This window comes from Rhizobium sp. No.120 (assembly GCF_054558365.1).
Genome location: NZ_BAAJNQ010000004.1, coordinates 248776 through 266130, shown reverse-complemented (window position 1 = coordinate 266130; position 17355 = coordinate 248776). Strand labels below are relative to the sequence as shown.

Below are 17355 nucleotides of genomic sequence, written 5' to 3'. Positions count from 1 at the left end.
AAGAGGAGAATAACCAGAACAGGCCCTACATGGCACCGCGCATCCTTGTCGCCGACGACGAACCGAATATTCGCGACGTGATTTGCTTTGCGCTCGACCGCGCCGGCATGAAGACGACGACCGCGCGCAACGGCACCGAGGCCATGATGGCCTTTCACAAAGGCGGTCTCGATCTGATTGTTCTCGACGTTGGCATGCCCGACATGGATGGACTGGAAGTCTGCCGCCGCATTCGCAAGACATCGAACCTTCCGATCCTCTTCCTGTCGGCCCGCGACGAAGAGATCGACAGGATCCTCGGCCTGGAAATCGGCGGCGACGATTATGTCACCAAACCCTTCAGCCCGCGCGAGCTGGTTGCTCGGGTCCGGACTATCCTGAGGCGAACCGGGCATGGCTCTGAGCCGGATGCGACCAATGGCTCCGTGTCTGTGGGATCTCTGCGGCTCAATCGCGGTAGCCGCACCGCGAGTTTCGCCGATGTGCCGCTCACTTTGACGGCGCTCGAATTCTCGATCCTCGATACACTGCTGTCGCGCCCCGAGATCGTCTTCAGCCGCGATCAGCTGATGGAAGCGGCCTATGGCGCCGACATGCAGGTCGCCGACCGCACCATAGACAGCCATATCCGCAATCTCCGCGCCAAGCTTTCGGCCGCCGGCGGCACGGGCATCATCGCCACGGTGCACGGCATTGGCTTCAAGCTGACATCACCAGCGGAAGGAACCGTCTGATGCGCACGCCGCGGGTGAAGTCGAAATGGCGGCCGCCGCTGGCCCTCATCGTCTACGCGGTGCTTCTCACCGTGATGACGCTGCCGATGCTGACGATCATCTGGTTTCGCGTCGTGCGCGCCGCCTCCGGCGCCATGGCGCCGGCGGAGATCGCGACCCTCGCTGCCGTTCTGATCTTCACCCTCATTGTAGCTTACGTGCTGACGCGCACGCTGACTACGCCGATCAATGCCCTGATTGTCCGGACCGAAGAGATCGCCCGCGGCGGACGCTCCGCAATCCGGCCGCTCGACATCTACGGCACGCGCGAGGTCGCGACCCTTTCACAGAGCTTTCTCGATCTCGCCGGTAAGCTGGTCGACCATTCCGATTATGTGCGCTCCTTTGCCACCCATGTTTCGCACGAACTGAAATCGCCCCTCACCTCGATCAAGGGAGCGGCGGAACTGCTGCGCGACGATGACGACAGCAATCCGATGAGCCCGGAGCAGCGCAACCGCTTTCTAAGAAATATCATCGCCGATACCGAGCGGCTGGATAGGCTATTGTCGCGCCTTCGGGAACTCGCGAAAGCCGAGCTTCCATCGGAACAGGGCTCCAGCAACCTTCGCGACATCGTTGCCCAATTGGAGATGCAATTTCCCCAATTGACGATCATCGATGAAGACGGCACCGACGGGATGCTGGCACTCCCAGTCGAGGCCGCCGGTATTGTCTTCGCCAATCTGGCTGAAAATGCCTCTCAGAACGGCGCCACAAGCCTTGCAATCAAGGCAAGCGGCGAAGTGCGGAGAATAACGATCCAGGTGCGCGACAATGGAAGCGGCATTGCCGAAGGCAATCGCGATCGCATCTTCGAACCCTTCTTCTCGACGCGGCGGGACGATGGTGGCACGGGCATGGGCCTCGGCATCGTGAGAGCGATGCTAACCTCGCATGGCGGCAGCGTCGAGCTGTTGGATAGCGGCAAGGATGGCACAACGTTTCAGATCATCCTTCCCAGCGCCGCCTGAAACGGCGACTCCGCCATGAACTGGCAGCAAAAAGCGGCCGATGGCAAAAGCCATCGACCGCTCCACTGTTTCAATATCCGGAGCTTACGCCGCCTGTGACTGCGCTTGCGCTTCCAGGGCCATGGCACGTGCGGTGACGAAATCGACCTTGCCGGAACCGAGAACCGGCACCTTGCCCACAGTCACCTCGGCGGGAACCATCATTTCCGTGGCGCCCTTCGATTTGGCGAAGGCAAGGAAGTCGCTTCTCGTCGCACCCGGCGCATCGGTCAGCAGCACGAGACGCTCGCCCTTCTTGGCGTCGGGTACGGCCGAGACGACGCTGAGGGCGCCAGGCCAGAGCTGCGCTGCAAGCGTTTCCACCGCGGCAAGCGAGATCATCTCGCCGCCGATCTTGGCGAAGCGCTTGGCGCGGCCGCGGATCTTGACGAAACCGTCCTCGTCGATGGTGACGATGTCGCCGGTATCGTGCCAACCCTCCAGCAGCGGTTCGAGAACGCCGGGATTGTCGGCGCGCAGGTAGCCGGCCATCACGTTGGCGCCGCGGATGAGAAGACGGCCGCCCTCGTCGATGCCGGGAACCGGCTCGAGCTTCCATTCCATGCCCGGCATGATTTTGCCGACCGTTCCCGTGCGGTTGTACATCGGCGTATTCAGCGAGATCACCGGGGCAGCCTCGGTCACGCCGTAGCCTTCCAGGATGCGCAGGCCGAACTTCTCCATGTAGACCTCGCGGGTCGATGCCTTCACCGGCTCGGCGCCCGAGAAGATGTAGCGGATCGATCTCAGGTCGTAGGGATGAGCGGTGCGGGCATAGCCGTTCAGGAACGTATCCGTGCCGAAGACGATGGTGGCGTTGGAGACGTAGATCAGCTCCGGCACGATGCGGTAGTGCAGCGGCGACGGATAGAAGAACACCGGCACGCCCGAGACCAGCGGCAGGATCGTGCCTGCCGTCAGGCCGAAGGAGTGGAACATCGGCAGGACGTTGAATACCTTGTCGCCGGGGTGGAAGTCGATGCGCGAGGCGGCTTGGGCGGCATTCGAGAGGACATTGCGGTGCGTCAGCACCACGCCCTTCGGCGCCCCTTCTGAACCGGAGGTGAAGAGGATAACGGCCGGATCATCGGCGCTGCGTTTCACCAGCGGCCGATATTTGCGTATGAGGCCGACGATCTTGTCGAAGGAGGTGATCTGCGTGCGCAGTTCATCCAGCCAGACGAAGGCCACATGCTTTTCGAGCTCCTCGACCACCGGACCGAGCTTTGCCTGCGTGATGAAGGCACGCGAGCAGAGCACGTGCTTGACCTCAGCCGTTCGGCAGGCGGAGAGGATATTTGCGGCGCCAGCCGTGAAGTTCAGCATGGCCGGAACCTTGCCCGCCGACATGACGCCGAGCACGGTCGCAGCTGTGCCATTGGCGTTCGGCAGCATCACGCCGAGCGTCTTCTCGTTCGGGAACATCTTTTTGAACTTCGCGCCCAGCACCGCAGCCCCGGTCAGGAGCTTGGCGTAGGAGAGCTTGCCGGCAATCGGGTCCTCGACCGCGAGTTTCTTGCCGCCATATTCATGGGCGCTGTCGATGACGCGGCCGAGGACGGTATTGCTGGTGTCGGCGGTGCGGAACATCAGCGTCGACATGATCTGGTAGAGGGCGGCACCAGCGGCGATGCGGCGCTTCCTGCCCTTGAGCTCGGCGGGAACATCGAGCTTGACGGGCTCTAGGATCGTCACCTTGACCTTGGGGAAGAGGCGGCGGCGGACATGGCTCGACGTCAGGTATGAGGCATAGCTCTTTTCCAGACCATCGATGCGCACGGGCACGATCATCGCGCCGGTCTTGTCGGCTACCATGGCGGCGCCGTCATAGACCTTCATCAGCGTACCGGTGACGGTCAGACGGCCCTCGGGGAAGATGCCGACCGGGCTGCCATCCTGGATGACCTTGATCAGCGAGCGCGTCGCCATCGGCTTGGTCGGGTCGAGCGGCAGGAACTTGCACATCTTCAAAAGCGGCCGCATCCACCATTTTTTGGCGAAGGCATAGTCGATGGCGAAGACGGGCTCTTCCTCGGTGATGGCGAGTGCGAGTGCGCCGTCGAGCAGGCTGACATGGTTGAGCGCGATAATCGGCGCGGGGCCAGCCTTGCGGATGTTTTCCAGACCTTCCACTTCCAGCCGCATGAAGGCGCGGAAGATGATGGAGATCAGATCGCGGAAGGCATTGGTCGGCAGCATTTTCAGCATGAGCCAGGCAATCGCGATATTGAGCACTGAGATGCTGAGAATGATGACCGGAACCGATAGGCCGATCGCCTGCAGGACAGCAACGAGCGCCAAGCCCACAGCGATGAAGAGCGCGGAGAGCACATTCGATGCGCCAATGACACGGGCGCGACGATCCTCATTCGCCCAGCTCTGCATAGCCGAGAAGGTCGGGACTGCCAGGAAGGCGCCACCGATTGCCATGCCGGCCAGATCGATGGCAACACGGATCGTTTTGGGTCCGGCGAAGAAGGCAAGAATGGTTTCAGCATGGCTGGTCGACTGCAGGCCCCACAGGTTCCAGCCGAGATCGAGGCCGAAGAGCGCAACGATCAGCATGCCGATGGGCGCCGGCAAAAGCACGATGCGGCCGGCGGCCATCCATCCGGCAATGGCCGAACCGATGGCGACGGAGATCGCGAAGATCGCCAGGTAGGCGGGAACGACGATTTCAGAGCCGCCGAGAATATCGGTGACCATGACCGGCAGCATCGACATGATGAAGGCGCCGACGAACCAGAACCAGCAGTTCATCAGCGACGCCCGCCAGATGCGGCTATCGGCGCGAAGCTCGTTGACCAGCCTGTAGCTCGAGCGCACGACATTGGTGTCGACGACGAGATCCGGCGCCTTGGAGCCCGTCGAAGGGATCATACGCGCGGCAAACCAGCAGAGGATGGAAAGCCCCATCATCATCGGCCCGAAGATCCAGACATTCTCGCCCTCGCGGAAGGCGACGGCAGCGACCATCGTGCCGGTGAGAATGGCGATGAAGGTGCCGCCCTCGATCCAGGCATTGGCCTTGGGAAGATCACGATTTTCCAAGTGGTCCGGCAGGATGCCGTATTTGATCGGTCCGAAAAGCGAAGAAATGACGCCGAAGCCGAAGAGGGCGAGCATCAGGATCCAGATGGATGAAAAGGCGATGCCGACAACAGAGATCGCTGCCACGCCGAGCTCGCAGCGCTTCAGAAGCTCTGCCATCCTGGCCTTCTCGTATTTGTCGGCAAGCTCGCCGGCAATCGCCGACAGGAGCAGGAACGGCACGATGAAGATGCCGCCGGCAAGCGTGACCAACGCCGCACCCTCGGTCGCCATCTGCGCGAGAATGACGAAAACCAGAGTCTGCTTTAAGAAATTATCATTGAAGGCAGTCAGGAATTGCGTCCAGAACAGCGGCGCGAACTTCCTCGATCTCATCAGGTGCGTTTGCATGGCGTATCCCTCATTCGGCCAACAGGACGCCATAGAGTTGTTACGCAACGGTTGAGCGCGGATACAACTCTGTGGCGTCGTTAATAAAGATTAGTCCTGACCGTCACGATTAAACTTAACCAGGAGCTTTTCCGTACGGGCATCTTCCACCTTGCGGATCAGCTTGTCAGCCTCGCTATTGTCCCGAACCGTCTTGGTGACATTGACCGCCGTCTGCACCAGCATCAGGATGCCCATGGCGAGATAGCCTTTGCCCCAGAGATCGATCGGCATCATGTAAAGGCCGACGAGGAGCATGAAAGCGGCGGCGGCAAAAGAGATGTAGGAGAAGCTGACCCAAGCCTGGGAATGTTTCTGGAAGCTGTCATTCATGATCGTATCCTCTCAAATGTATTCGTTGTGTTCGTTTTCAGGCTGCTGAATTCATGCGTTCGCGCAGGCGGGCAATCACGTCATCGGCAGAAGGACCGAGCGGTGCGCCGCAACCAGCATTGGCGAGTTTTTCGATGATATGTGCCTGCCGGCTCGCGGCATCCATTTCCTTCATGGCGGAGGCCGCAATTTCGCAGCGGCTCTGATATGCCTGAAGACGGGCAAGCGTCTCCTCGGCGTCATCGAGCGTCGCCAGGCCGGAATTGTCGCCGCAGGCGGCATTGAGCTTCTGTGTCTGCTCCGTGGCGCGCGCCAGGCGTTCGCCCCGCTGCAATTCCTGCAGCCGCGCTTCCGAGGTGCGAACGGTTGCCTTGAGTTTGCCAATCGTCTGGATGAATTGTGCCTGCGCCTTCTCGGAAGCATCCCGCTCGGCTTCGAGCTGAGCGATCGCCTCGGCCGCCTCCCGAGCCAGTTCGTCACTTCCCTTCTGCAGGGCGGCCACCGCGCGCGTTTCCAGGTCCGCAATACGGCCGGTAATCGCTGCGTGCCGGTTCTTCTCCTGCTCATTCTGCGCGATGGCAATTGCCACGGACCGCCGCGCCGACTGAATGGCGCTGGCCGCCTCGCGGATCTGCTGGGCCAGCAGCGGCACCGCATTGCGATCGATGAACGCCAGTTGTGCATCATAAGCCCGACCGCGAATGAGCGTCAGAATTGAATTGAACATTTGCCGTCTCCCATTTATGAACGATGTTCACGAAATGATGTATGCCAGAATCGTGAACGTTGTTCAAGAATAATTTTGAACAACGTTCAAAAATTGAATTGGAAGAGCGAGTGGCGAGAAAAACCCTGGAAAAGCGCGAGGACTTGAAGCTCAGGCTGATCGAGGCGGCGCGCAATCGCATCGCTGCAGACGGGCTCTCAAACCTGAGGGCGCGTGATGTCACCCAGGATGTAGGCTGCGCCCTTGGCGGCCTCTATACGGTCTTCGCCGACCTAGACGATCTCGTCATTCACGTCAATTCGGCGACGCTGAAGGCGCTTGAGGCATCGCTGACGCTGACGGAGGTTCGGGATCACACACCAGCCGACCGGCTGCGCAATCTCGCGCGCGGATATCTGCGCTTTGCGGCCACCCATCGCAATCTGTGGAAGGCGCTGTTCGACCACCGGCCTCCGGATGACCGCCCCAGCCCCGAATGGCATCTGGAAGAGCATATGTTCCTGATGGGCGTCATTGCCGAGCCGCTCGCGGAGTTGCAGCCGAACATGTCGGAGACGGCGCGCGCCATCCGCGCGAGAACGCTTTTCGGGGCTGTGCATGGCGTCGTCAGCATCAGCCTCGAAGGGCGTTTCGTCGGCCTGCCGATCGAAAGCCTGGAACAGGAGCTCGACGATTTCATCCTGACGGTCGCAGCAGGAGCTGCGGCGAGGCAAGGCTAGTCTGCGCTTTTACGGTTTCGAAGGCGCATAATTCCGGATATCGCCGAAAGCGTAGCCACGATCCCTGAGCATGCGGATCAGCGACTGCAGGTTTTCGCGACCATTGAACTGGTCCTGAAACATCTCGTCATGCATGAGCAGGATCATCTTTCCACGCTGAGTGAAACGACCGTATTGGAAAAGGTGGTCGATCTCGTTGACGAGATGGTCCACCGATTGGACCGGCTTGCCATCGTCGCTATGCACCCATTCGAAATCCCAGCCGAAGAGATAGAAGCCTGCTTCGGCGACGAGCTCGTAATCCAGCCATTCGCGCTCCCATTGGGCGACGTTGATGGATAGATCCTCCCTTGATACGGTCGGAAGCCGAAAGACATCCCTGCCCGGCAATCGCGCATTGACGATCGGCGTCAGACCCAGCACTTCATTAGCATGAAGCATATCGGCGACGACGGCTTGGGTGTTGGAATAGTATCGTCTGTAGCGATTGTTGGCGTGGCTGTAGCTGTGATTGCCGACAGTCACCAGTGGCATCGCCTTGGCCTCTGCCAAGAGGTCGCGCCCGGCCGGAATGGTTTCGACATGCTGACCGACCATGAACATGGCGGCGGGGACATTTTCCTGACTTAGCACGGAAAGAATGTTCTTCGTTCCAGGTAAAGGCCCATCATCGAAAGTCAGAAAGATCGTCCTATCGGCCGCGCGAGCAGAGACGGCGTAGGCCGCAACCAAGAGGCCGGCGAGCAGCCATCTGAAGATCGCATTCCATCGATAATTCAACCCGTTCAAGCAAGCCGCCTCCCGCCTCATCGCTGCAAACTGGCATATGGCATGGAACAAGAAAAGCACCCGGCATGCGACAAAAGCAAAGGGCGCTCTACCCATTTCTGGGGAGCGCCCTTGCTTATTGACCCGGACAGCGAACACCGCCTCGACACAGAAATGTCAGCGCGGCAGGCCATCGATACAGGTGATGGGCTGCAAATAATCGCGAATCGCACCCTTTGCAAGAGCCGGGTGCGAAAATTTTAGCAATTCTGTCACACGAGAGTTCCATGTGACAGAATTCGCGCATTTGACAGGCGTTGGGCCTATAGTCAGGCCGCCTTCAAGGCCGCGTCGCGCGGGATCTCGACATCGATCTCCAGCATGGAGACGTCCTTGTCGCGATCCATCTTCACCTGCACCTTGTCGCGATCGACCTGCACATGCTTGGCGATGACGGCGAGAATTTCCTCCCTCAGCACGGATACGAGATCCGAGCCCGCGGAGGCACGCTCGTGGGCAAGGAGGATCTGCAGGCGCTCGCGCGCCATAGGTGCAGATCTCTGCTTGCGGAACAGTCCGAAAATGCTCATGCGGCCCTCCTTGCGAAGATCTTGCCGAAGATACCCCGCTTTTCGCCAGGGATGGTGATCGGCACCTGCTCGCCGGCAAGACGGCGTGCGGCGTCGAAATAGGCAAGCGACGGCGCGCAGCGCGCATCGGCAAGCGTCACCGGCGAGCCGAGGTTGGACGCGCGCAGGACATCGGTGCTTTCCGGGATGATGCCGAGCAGCGGAATGGAGAGGATCTCCAGCACGTCGTCGACCTTCAGCATGTCGCCGCGTTCGGCGCGGCCAGCATCGAAGCGGGTCAGCAGCAGGTGCTTTTCCATGCGCTCGCCACGCTCCGCCTTCAGCGTCTTGGAATCAAGCAGGCCAATGATCCGGTCGGAATCGCGTACCGAGGAGACTTCCGGGTTGGTGACGACGACCGCGACGTCGGCATGGCGCATGGCAAGCGTGGCGCCGCGCTCGATACCGGCCGGGCTATCACAGATGACCCAATCGAAATAATTCTTGAGCTCGTTGATGACGCGCTCGACACCCTCGGGCGTCAGATTGTCCTTGTCGCGGGTCTGCGAAGCCGGCAGGAGGAAGAGCGTCTCCAGCCGCTTGTCGCGGATCAATGCCTGCGGCAGCTTGGCATCGCCGTGAATGACGTTGACGAGGTCATAAACCACGCGGCGTTCCGCGCCCATGACCAGATCGAGGTTGCGCAGACCGACGTCGAAATCGACAACGACGACCTTTTCGTTTCTCTGTGCCAGAGCCGCCCCCAATGCGGCCGTCGAAGTCGTCTTTCCAACTCCGCCCTTGCCTGATGTGACGACGATTACCTTGCCCATCTTGCTCTCCTGTTTTGGCCGGCTTCGGCTCAGATTAGTTTTTCGGCCATGATCGTTTCACCATCCAGCCAGAGCTGGACGGCCTGCCCCTTGAGGCCGGGTGATATGTCTTCCGCCATCTTGTAGATGCCATCGATCGCCAGCAGCTCAGCCTCGAGCTTGCGGCAGAAGATTCTAGCCGAGGCATTGCCGATCGAGCCCGCCATGGCGCGGCCGCGCAGGGCGCCGTAAATATGGACCGATCCACCCGCGATAACTTCCGCGCCCGATGCCACCGAACCGATGACGGTGACATCGCCTTCGGGAAAGATCACCGATTGGCCGGATCGTACCGGCTCGCGGATGATCAGCGATTGCGTAACCGCACGAACTTCCGGCGGCGGCGCCTTGGGCTCGCTGTTGCGGCGCTCCACGACCGGTTCGGCCTCTGAGACTTCGAAATCGGCAGCCGGACGCCCACCCTTCAGGATCGGCGGCATACCGGGCTCCGATATCGACGGGCGACCGCCCTCGATGCCCATGATGCTGACATTGCGGGCCGAAAGCTCGGCAATCAGCTCCTTGAGCTGTGCCTTGTCGATCGGCAGGTCGGTGATATCGAGCACGACCGGCCGCCCCAGAAAGAAGCCGGCCGAACGGGCTGCAAGGTCGTCAAGCCTGGTCAACCACTGGTCCAGCGGAAGATCCGGCGAAAGCATGACCGCAAGAAATGAGCGGCCCTTGATACGGATCGAGCGAGCGTCTGTTAGCACTTTGGTCATCTATGTGAATAAATCGTTGATCCTGTGTACCGTTGATATGGTTAACAAATGGTTAATTCGAGGCTCGATTGGAGCCCGAACCGCCCCATAAAACGGCGAGGCTCGCAAGCGCCGAAGGCTCGCTGGAGCTGGGCTCGTAGACGCAGGGAGCGGCGAAAATCGCAGCTCCTACAAGGAGAAGAATGATTGGTCTCATGAAATCCTCCAGGCGCAAAGCAGGCGCTGCCTTGCTGATTATTCGACGCGGAAAAATTAACGATTCGGCGCGCCGCACCTTCCGGAACGGCGCGCAATATCGACGTTTGAGTGATTCTCAGGCGAGCTTCAGCTCGACATTGATGTTGCCGCGGGTAGCCTTCGAATAAGGGCAGGTCTGGTGGGCTTCCTCAACCAGCGCGCGGGCGAGCTCACGCTCGATGCCAGGCATGCTGATAGTGAGGCGTGCCTGCAGGAAATAAGCACCTTCCGTCATTCCCAGATCCACTTCGGCATCGACGGCGAGATCGGCCGGAAGCTTGATCTTGCGCTTGCCAGCGGCCAGGCCCATGGCGCCGATAAAGCAGGCCGACCAGCCGGCGGCGAAGAGCTGCTCGGGATTGGTGCCGGCATGGGCGCTGCCGGGAGGCGAAAGCTTGACATCCAGCTGGTTGTCATCGCTGCGGGCGAAACCATCACGGCCGCCAATGGTGTGGGTCTTGCCGGTGTAGAGAACCTTGTCGATCTTGGTCATGGAACACTCCTTTGTTGCACCGCCCGTCTGCTATGTCGTGAGGGCAATGTCTGTTGACGGAGTTGTTTTTGATGGATCGACGTATCCGGCATGTTTCCGGAATTGGCGGAAGTGTCACAAAACGTAGAGCCTGACAGGCCGGATACAAATGCTTACAAAGATCCTGAAAATAATAAATGGACCGGATAACGGCGAAGTCGGAGAGACGTTTGGGGCAAAACGAAACTAGACAACATTTCGAGACACGCGATCTCGATGGGGACGCAGAGAAGATTCGGATAGAGGCATATAAAGTTGTTTCCAAAGAAGATGCCAAGCGACTATCCAGAGAACGACTCCTGACTTGGTTGGCGCTAGCTACCATGCTCTTGCCACTAGCCTGCTTGTTTGGGTGGATTTAGCCGTCGTCCGAACGAATAGAAGGCCAGTTATCTAGTCCTTTCCACAAGCGATCAGGAAAGGAGGACTTCGGCCGCCAGGCCACCGCCTTCACGGTTATAGAGCCTGACGGAGCCGCCGAGCGTCTGGGCGAGCTGCTGGGCAATCGCCAGACCGAGACCGGTGCCGCCGGTGTTGCGGTTGCGTGATTGCTCCAACCGGAAGAAGGGCTGCATCGCCGCCCCTATCTGGTCCTTCGGAATACCGGGACCGCGATCCAAAACAGTGATCGCTATCTGGCCCGTTTCCCGCCGCTCCACGGCGATTTCCGCCGCACCGGCGAATTTCAGGGCATTGTCAATGAAGTTGGTGAGAATGCGACGCAGCGCATGCGGTTTCGTCGTCGCCGTGCCTTGGATAAGGCCAAGAATCTCGACGGATTTGCCGGTGTCCTGATAATCGTAGCTGATGCTTTCGATGAAGGAGGCAAGGTCGATGCGGGCGCTCTTCTCGCCATTGCCATGGGCGCTGCGCGCATAGGCGATCCCATCCTGCACCAGACGCTCGATCTCGCCGAGATCCTGCAACAACTTGGTCTTCTCGAGCGAATCATCGGCAATATCGGCACGCAGGCGCATGCGGGTGATCGGCGTCTGCAGATCGTGAGAGATAGCCGCAAGGATCTGCACGCGCTCTTCGAGATAATGCGCGATTCGATCCCGCATGGCGTTGAAGGCTCTTGCGGCATGCGCTACTTCGCTCGGCCCGCGGTCACTCAAGGCCGGGCTTTTGTTGTTAGGATCGAGCGCATCGGCCGCGGCAGCAAGCTCGGCGAGCGGACGTGTCGCTTGTCGCACGGCAAACCATATACAAAGGACGATCAACAGCATCTGGACGACGAAAACGTAAGGCAGCCAGGCCGCCATCGGCATGACGCCCTTGGGCGTAACATCGATCGTCAGCGGGCTGCCATCGCTTAGCTTGAGATGGGCCTGCAGCCGCGAGATGGGGCCGGGTATTGCTTCCATGCGGATCGGAAACCGATGGCCGACAGCATCCTCTATCTTGGCGGCGATCTCCGCGCCATGGGCAGAGGTATCGGGCACGCCGGGCAAGCCGTTTCCCAGCTCGAAATTGTAATTGCCGCGACTCAGCCAATCGACAAAATTCGCCCTCTCATTGGCCGGCAGGCGGTCGAGCACCGCGATCGAGGTCGCGACATCGTTCTCCAGAGTACCGAGCATGACGGCCTTTGCAGACATGTAGCGCTCGATATAGAGCACGCTGAAAGACAGACCGTAGGCGATCGCAAGCCCGGCCAGCAGGATCAGCGAAATGCGGGCGCGCAGGGTGCTCGGCCACCATGGCCGGCGACCTGAAAGGTCGGCCACGGTCATGGGCGAAGCTCCGCAATTTCCACCGGCACGGAGAAGACATAGCCCTCACTGCGAACCGTCTTGATATACATCGGCTCCCGCGCGTCATCCCCCAGCCGCTGGCGAAGACGGCTGACGAGCAGATCGATGGAGCGATCGAAGAGATCGGCGTCGCGGCCCTGCGTCAGGTTCAGAAGCTGGTCACGATTGAGCACCCGCTGCGGGTGATCGATGAAGACGCGCAGCAGGCGGTATTCCGCACCGCTGAGCGTGATTTCCGTTCCATCCTTGTCGAGCAAATGACGACCGACCGTATCCAGCCGCCAGTCTCCGAAGACCAGCAATTGACCGGCTTCGCTGATCTGCAGATTGGGCGGCAGCATGCGGGTGCGCCGAAGAACTGCCTTGATGCGGGCGAGAAGTTCGCGGGCGGCGAAAGGCTTTGCTAGATAATCGTCTGCGCCCATTTCCAGGCCGAGAATGCGGTCCATCTCATCGCTGCGCGCCGTCAGCATGAGAATAGGCGTCGTCTTGTGCTTCCCGGCGCGAAGCTCGCGGCACAGCACCAAGCCGTCGTCGCCCGGCATCATCACGTCAAGCACGATCAGATCGACCGAATTGGCCTCGAGGAAACTGCGCATCTGCCGGCCATCAGCGGCCGTTGTCGCCCGCAAGCCGTTCTTCTTCAGATAGCTCGACACCAGTTCGCGAATTTCCCGATCGTCATCCACGATCAGGATATGGTCGACATGATCCATTTCTATTTCCCACTCATCATCGTAAGCACCAACCTACGAATAGTCGTTCCTTGTCGTACCAACGGGAGCGGGCGCCGGCTTTGCCGGCACCCACTCGCGCACACTACCGCTGAACTAGAAACGATCAACATCTATCACAGCCTGGGCGAAGGCTTGCGGCGCTTCCTGCGGAAGATTGTGGCCTATGCCGCCGGTGATGGCGCGATGCTCGTACTTGCCCGAGAACTTGCCGCGATAGGCGGCCGGCTCCGGATGCGGCGCACCGTTGGCATCGCCCTCCATGGTAATCGTCGGGATCGAAATCACCGGGCCAGCGGCGAGCTTCTTCTCATAGGCATCGAACTTTGCCTCGCCTTCCACCAGACCGAGGCGCCAGCGGTAGTTATGGATGACAATGTCGACATGGTCGGGATTGTCAAAAGCGGCAGCCGAACGATCGAAAGTGGCATCGTCGAAAGCCCATTGCGGCGAGGCGGTGCGCCAGATCAGCTTTGCGAAATCATGGCGATTTTCCTGATAGCCGAGACGGCCACGCTCGGTGGCGAAATAGAATTGATACCACCAGGCAAGCTCGGCCTTCGGCGGGAGAGGCTTGCGGTTGACCTCCTGGCTGCCGATGAGATAGCCGCTAACCGATACCAGCGCCTTACAACGCTCAGGCCAGAGATCCGCCATGATGTCAGCGGTGCGGCCACCCCAGTCGTAGCCGGCAACGACGACCTTATCGATCTTCAGCGCATCGAGAAGGTCGATCATATCAGCGGCAAGTGCGGCCTGCTGGCCGTTGCGCGGCGTGTCCTTCGAAAGGAAGGTGGTGGTGCCGTAGCCGCGAAGATAGGGGATAATGACCCGATAGCCGGCGCCGGCCAGAAGCGGCGCGACATCGACGAAGCTGTAGATGTCATAGGGCCAGCCGTGCAACAGCAGGACGACCGGACCATCGGCCGGGCCGGCTTCCGCATAACCGACATTGAGCACGCCCGCATTGATCTGCTTCAGCGCTTCGAAGGACGTATGGCTTCCAGCCTTGATTGCCGGCAGGGTCGATGTGGAAGCCTTTGTTTCTTGCGCACCGGCGATGGCAGGCAGGCCGAATTCGGCAGCGGCAACAGCGGCGGCGGCAATACCAAAGAAGCGGCGGCGGTTATGATTGATTTCCTCGGACATCTGTCTCTCCTATCGATTGGATCGTGAGCATAAGAAAGCCAGCCGCATGTATCGCCGATGTGTCGCAGCCGGTGGCGTTTTGAATGCCTTTGTAGCTTCAGACGGCACAGATACAATGTGATACAATTCGCGGCTCTTGGCGGCAACGCCTCGGCAAGCGGCTAGACTCACTGCAAAACCACCCCGCCACCATCCGATTTGTATCGCAGTGTATCGAAGCCCGAGACATCGACGTTTCGGTACAATCTGCCGCGCAATCAGACACATTCGGGATACGTCACCACGGGCAGATAGCGTCACTGCTGGGCACGGCACCTCGCCGTCCGCGGCCGGTCAATCGCTTCCAAAGGAACAAGACGATGACACTTCTCATCATAGCCTATCTTGGCGGTGCTCTGACGATCTTAAGTCCATGCATCCTGCCCATCCTCCCCTTCGTCTTTGCTCGCGCCGGACGGCCCTTCGTCCGCAGCACGCTTCCCATGCTTGCGGGCATGGCGCTTACCTTCGCCATTGTCGCAACCCTTGCCGCCGTCGGCGGCGCCTGGGCGATCCGGGCCAATGAATATGGACGCCTCGCGGCGATCGTGCTGCTCGGCCTCTTCGGCCTGAGCTTAATCTCGCCGCGCATCGCCAGCGCTCTCTCCCGACCGGCTGTCGATCTCGGCAACAACCTGCTGAACGCTGCCGGCGCCAATCGGGCAACAGCGAACGTCAGAAGCTCCTTTGTGCTCGGCATCGCAACGGGCTTGCTTTGGGCACCTTGTGCCGGCCCGATCCTCGGGCTTGTGCTGACGGGTGCCGCCCTGAAAGGCGCCAATCTGCAGACGACCTTCCTGCTGCTTGCCTATGGCGCCGGCGCTGCCACCTCGCTTGCCGTTGCACTCTTTGCCGGTGGCAAGATCTTTGCCCGCATGAAGCAATCACTCGGCCTCAGCGAACGCATCCGGCAGTTTGCTGGTGCTGCAGTTCTCGCCGGCGTTGCTGCGATCGCCCTTGGCCTCGATACCGGATTGCTGGCTCGCCTCTCCTATGCAAGCACGGGCTCTTTCGAGCAGGTCTTGCTGGAAAAGTTGCACCCTAAGTCAGCCCCGGAAACCGAAGTTGCCAGCAACAGCGCCAGCAAGGTTGCGACAGACGCGGCGCGTCCGTTCCACAGCGATCTTCCGATCGAAGGCCCCGCCCCGTCACTCGATGGCGCGGTCACCTGGCTGAACTCGCAGCCACTGACGACGGCCGAGCTTCGCGGCAAGGTCGTGCTCGTCGACTTCTGGACCTATTCCTGCATCAACTGCATCCGCACCATTCCCTATGTTCGTGCCTGGGCGGAAAAGTATAAGGATCAGGGTCTCGTCGTCATCGGCGTCCATGCTCCGGAATTCGCCTTCGAGAAGAATGTCGACAACGTCAAGAAGGCGGTCGCCGACTTCAAGATCGGCTATCCCGTTGCGATCGACAACGACTACCGCATCTGGCGTGCCTTCGAGAACAATTACTGGCCTGCCCATTATCTGATCGATGCCAAGGGGCAGATCCGCTACCAGCACTTCGGTGAAGGCAACTACCGCCAGACGGAACAGGCAATCCAGGACCTGCTGCGCGAGGCCGGCAGCGACATGGCTCAAAGCGGCCCGGTCGTTCCGGATGCAAAGGGCGCGGAAGCAAGCCCCGACCTTAGCCATATCCGCTCCGGCGAAACCTATGTCGGCTACAGCCAGGCCACAGGATTCGTGTCCCCCGAAGGGCTGAAGGCCGATACCGCAGCCGACTATTCCATTGCCAATCCCGGCCTCAACCAATGGGGACTGGCAGGCACCTGGACAGTCGGGTCCGAGCAGGCATCGCTCGATAAGGCAGGTGGCAGCATCAGCTATCGCTTCAGTGCCCGCGACCTGCACCTCGTCCTCGGACCGTCGTCAGATGGAAAGCCGGTCCGCTTCCAAGTAACCGTGGATGGAAAGGCGCCCGGCGCCGACCACGGTTCCGATATCGACGCCGACGGTAACGGCACCGTGACTGCCACCAGGCTCTACCAGCTCGTCCGTCAGTCCGGCGACGTCACCGCTCGCAACTTCGAGATCCGTTTCTTCGATCCTGGGGTCCAGGCCTACGCCTTCACCTTCGGCTGAAACTTCCTTTTAACCCCACCGCATGAACCTCGACTGACAGGAGTTACCCCAATGAAGACCCGTTTTCTTTCAATCATCGCTCTCGGCCTTGCTGCAAGCACTTTCGCCTTCGCGGTGCAGGCAGCCGAGATCAAGAATATCGTCATCGTCCACGGCGCACTGGCCGACGGATCGGGATGGCGTAAGACCGCCGAGATCCTTGAAAAGGACGGCTTAAAGGTCACCGTCGTACAGGAGCCTATCACCTCGCTTGCCGACGATGTCGCCGCCACCAACCGCGTCCTCGACCTTCAGAATGGCCCGAGCCTGCTCGTCGGCCACAGCTATGGCGGCATGATCATCACCGAAGCAGGCAACCATCCTGACGTCGCCGGTCTCGTCTATGTCGCCGCGTTTCAGCCGGACAAGGGCGAAAGCCTGATCAGCCTCGCAAGCTCCAAGCCAGCTGGCGGCATGAACATCCGGGAAACCAAGGACGGCCAATATCTTTATCTCGATCCAGCGGCATTCGCGGCGGACTTTGCAGCCGATCTGCCGAAGGACGAGGCCGATTTCATGGCGAAATCTCAGGTCTTCGCCTCGAAGGCGGCCTTTACCGCCAAAGTCGGCGATCCGGCATGGCGGGCGAAGAAGAGCTGGGCCATTGTTGCCACCAACGACCGCTCCATCAACCCGGAGCTCGAGCGCGACATGGCAAAGCGCGCCGGCAGCGACGTGACCGAAATCAAGGCAAGCCACGCCGTCTTCGCGTCGCAGCCGGAAAAAGTTGCCGCCGTGATCGAGAAGGCAGCCAAGGACGCCGGCAAGTAACGACAAACCGGCAGCGGCTTCATCAGTGGAG

Annotated in this window: 16 protein-coding genes; 5 read left to right on the top strand and 11 right to left on the bottom strand. The window is 60.3% G+C overall.

Annotated features, from left to right (window positions below; genetic code table 11):
• Positions 1-29: 29 nt before the first annotated feature.
• Entirely contained in the window at positions 30-734 is a 705-nt protein-coding gene (locus ACYJRZ_RS15160) for a response regulator (RefSeq protein ID WP_459460065.1), read from the top strand.
• Positions 734-1747, top strand: coding sequence for a sensor histidine kinase (locus ACYJRZ_RS15155; protein WP_459460063.1), 1014 nt, complete (start codon positions 734-736; stop codon positions 1745-1747). Before ACYJRZ_RS15160 ends, ACYJRZ_RS15155 begins: the two co-directional genes overlap by 1 nt.
• Before the next feature lie 84 nt (positions 1748-1831).
• On the opposite strand, the gene ACYJRZ_RS15150 is transcribed toward ACYJRZ_RS15155, so the two are convergent.
• The 3 genes from ACYJRZ_RS15150 to ACYJRZ_RS15140 form a co-directional block, all read right to left on the bottom strand.
• Entirely contained in the window at positions 1832-5227 is a 3396-nt protein-coding gene (locus tag ACYJRZ_RS15150) for an acyl-[ACP]--phospholipid O-acyltransferase (protein ID WP_459460061.1), read from the bottom strand.
• 90 nt (positions 5228-5317) lie between these two features.
• Positions 5318-5599, bottom strand: a complete 282-nt coding sequence (locus ACYJRZ_RS15145; protein ID WP_112335778.1) for a YiaA/YiaB family inner membrane protein — start codon at positions 5597-5599, stop codon at positions 5318-5320.
• A 37-nt stretch (positions 5600-5636) separates the two neighbouring features.
• Positions 5637-6326 carry a PspA/IM30 family protein gene (locus ACYJRZ_RS15140; RefSeq protein ID WP_459460059.1) on the bottom strand — a complete coding sequence of 230 codons (690 nt, stop codon included), beginning with the start codon at positions 6324-6326 and terminating at the stop codon, positions 5637-5639.
• Between the two features lie 110 nt (positions 6327-6436).
• Here ACYJRZ_RS15140 and ACYJRZ_RS15135 point away from each other — a divergent pair, with 110 nt between their 5' ends.
• Positions 6437-7045, top strand: coding sequence for a TetR/AcrR family transcriptional regulator (locus tag ACYJRZ_RS15135; RefSeq protein WP_459460057.1), 609 nt, complete (start codon positions 6437-6439; stop codon positions 7043-7045).
• Between the two features lie 9 nt (positions 7046-7054).
• Here the strand turns inward: ACYJRZ_RS15135 and ACYJRZ_RS15130 are convergent, their stop codons facing one another.
• The 8 genes from ACYJRZ_RS15130 to ACYJRZ_RS15095 all read right to left on the bottom strand — a co-directional run bounded on the left by ACYJRZ_RS15130 (position 7055) and on the right by ACYJRZ_RS15095 (position 14385).
• Positions 7055-7834 (bottom strand): polysaccharide deacetylase family protein, encoded by a 780-nt coding sequence (locus tag ACYJRZ_RS15130; RefSeq protein ID WP_459460055.1) that lies wholly within the window; start codon positions 7832-7834, stop codon positions 7055-7057.
• Between the two features lie 308 nt (positions 7835-8142).
• Positions 8143-8403, bottom strand: coding sequence for a cell division topological specificity factor MinE (gene minE / locus ACYJRZ_RS15125; protein WP_459460053.1), 261 nt, complete (start codon positions 8401-8403; stop codon positions 8143-8145).
• Complete coding sequence (minD, locus tag ACYJRZ_RS15120) at positions 8400-9215, bottom strand: septum site-determining protein MinD (RefSeq protein WP_095437032.1); 816 nt, start codon at positions 9213-9215, stop codon at positions 8400-8402. The genes minE and minD overlap by 4 nt, the downstream gene beginning before the upstream one ends.
• Before the next feature lie 29 nt (positions 9216-9244).
• A complete protein-coding gene (gene minC, locus ACYJRZ_RS15115; RefSeq protein WP_459460051.1) occupies positions 9245-9976 on the bottom strand; it encodes a septum site-determining protein MinC in 732 nt (243 codons plus the stop codon).
• A 313-nt stretch (positions 9977-10289) separates the two neighbouring features.
• On the bottom strand, positions 10290-10706 hold the full coding sequence (locus ACYJRZ_RS15110) for an organic hydroperoxide resistance protein (protein ID WP_459460049.1): 417 nt from the start codon (positions 10704-10706) through the stop codon (positions 10290-10292).
• A 452-nt stretch (positions 10707-11158) separates the two neighbouring features.
• The gene (locus ACYJRZ_RS15105) at positions 11159-12481 is read right to left on the bottom strand and encodes an ATP-binding protein (protein WP_459460047.1); all 1323 of its coding nucleotides are present in this window, start codon (positions 12479-12481) and stop codon (positions 11159-11161) included.
• A complete protein-coding gene (locus tag ACYJRZ_RS15100; protein ID WP_459460045.1) occupies positions 12478-13218 on the bottom strand; it encodes a response regulator in 741 nt (246 codons plus the stop codon). The genes ACYJRZ_RS15105 and ACYJRZ_RS15100 overlap by 4 nt, the downstream gene beginning before the upstream one ends.
• A gap of 114 nt (positions 13219-13332) precedes the next feature.
• Positions 13333-14385, bottom strand: coding sequence for an alpha/beta fold hydrolase (locus ACYJRZ_RS15095; RefSeq protein WP_459460043.1), 1053 nt, complete (start codon positions 14383-14385; stop codon positions 13333-13335).
• Positions 14386-14744: 359 nt separating this feature from the next.
• Between ACYJRZ_RS15095 and ACYJRZ_RS15090 the strand changes: the two genes are divergently transcribed.
• Both ACYJRZ_RS15090 and ACYJRZ_RS15085 read left to right on the top strand, forming a co-directional pair.
• The gene (locus ACYJRZ_RS15090; protein WP_459460041.1) at positions 14745-16514 is read left to right on the top strand and encodes a cytochrome c biogenesis protein DipZ; all 1770 of its coding nucleotides are present in this window, start codon (positions 14745-14747) and stop codon (positions 16512-16514) included.
• Positions 16515-16565: 51 nt separating this feature from the next.
• Positions 16566-17324, top strand: a complete 759-nt coding sequence (locus tag ACYJRZ_RS15085) for an alpha/beta fold hydrolase (protein ID WP_459460039.1) — start codon at positions 16566-16568, stop codon at positions 17322-17324.
• The last annotated feature ends 31 nt before the right edge of the window (positions 17325-17355 follow it).

What these genes read in the sequence shown, in the direction of transcription:
- ACYJRZ_RS15160 (WP_459460065.1), top strand. Translation starts at nt 30, where the DNA reads ATGGCACCGCGCATCCTTGTCGCCGACGACGAACCGAATATTCGCGAC.
- ACYJRZ_RS15155 (WP_459460063.1), top strand. Translation starts at nt 734, where the DNA reads ATGCGCACGCCGCGGGTGAAGTCGAAATGGCGGCCGCCGCTGGCCCTC.
- ACYJRZ_RS15150 (WP_459460061.1), bottom strand. Translation starts at nt 5,227, where the DNA reads ATGCAAACGCACCTGATGAGATCGAGGAAGTTCGCGCCGCTGTTCTGG.
- ACYJRZ_RS15145 (WP_112335778.1), bottom strand. Translation starts at nt 5,599, where the DNA reads ATGAATGACAGCTTCCAGAAACATTCCCAGGCTTGGGTCAGCTTCTCC.
- ACYJRZ_RS15140 (WP_459460059.1), bottom strand. Translation starts at nt 6,326, where the DNA reads ATGTTCAATTCAATTCTGACGCTCATTCGCGGTCGGGCTTATGATGCA.
- minE (WP_459460053.1), bottom strand. Translation starts at nt 8,403, where the DNA reads ATGAGCATTTTCGGACTGTTCCGCAAGCAGAGATCTGCACCTATGGCG.
- minD (WP_095437032.1), bottom strand. Translation starts at nt 9,215, where the DNA reads ATGGGCAAGGTAATCGTCGTCACATCAGGCAAGGGCGGAGTTGGAAAG.
- minC (WP_459460051.1), bottom strand. Translation starts at nt 9,976, where the DNA reads ATGACCAAAGTGCTAACAGACGCTCGCTCGATCCGTATCAAGGGCCGC.
- ACYJRZ_RS15110 (WP_459460049.1), bottom strand. Translation starts at nt 10,706, where the DNA reads ATGACCAAGATCGACAAGGTTCTCTACACCGGCAAGACCCACACCATT.
- ACYJRZ_RS15105 (WP_459460047.1), bottom strand. Translation starts at nt 12,481, where the DNA reads ATGACCGTGGCCGACCTTTCAGGTCGCCGGCCATGGTGGCCGAGCACC.
- ACYJRZ_RS15100 (WP_459460045.1), bottom strand. Translation starts at nt 13,218, where the DNA reads ATGGATCATGTCGACCATATCCTGATCGTGGATGACGATCGGGAAATT.
- ACYJRZ_RS15095 (WP_459460043.1), bottom strand. Translation starts at nt 14,385, where the DNA reads ATGTCCGAGGAAATCAATCATAACCGCCGCCGCTTCTTTGGTATTGCC.
- ACYJRZ_RS15090 (WP_459460041.1), top strand. Translation starts at nt 14,745, where the DNA reads ATGACACTTCTCATCATAGCCTATCTTGGCGGTGCTCTGACGATCTTA.
- ACYJRZ_RS15085 (WP_459460039.1), top strand. Translation starts at nt 16,566, where the DNA reads ATGAAGACCCGTTTTCTTTCAATCATCGCTCTCGGCCTTGCTGCAAGC.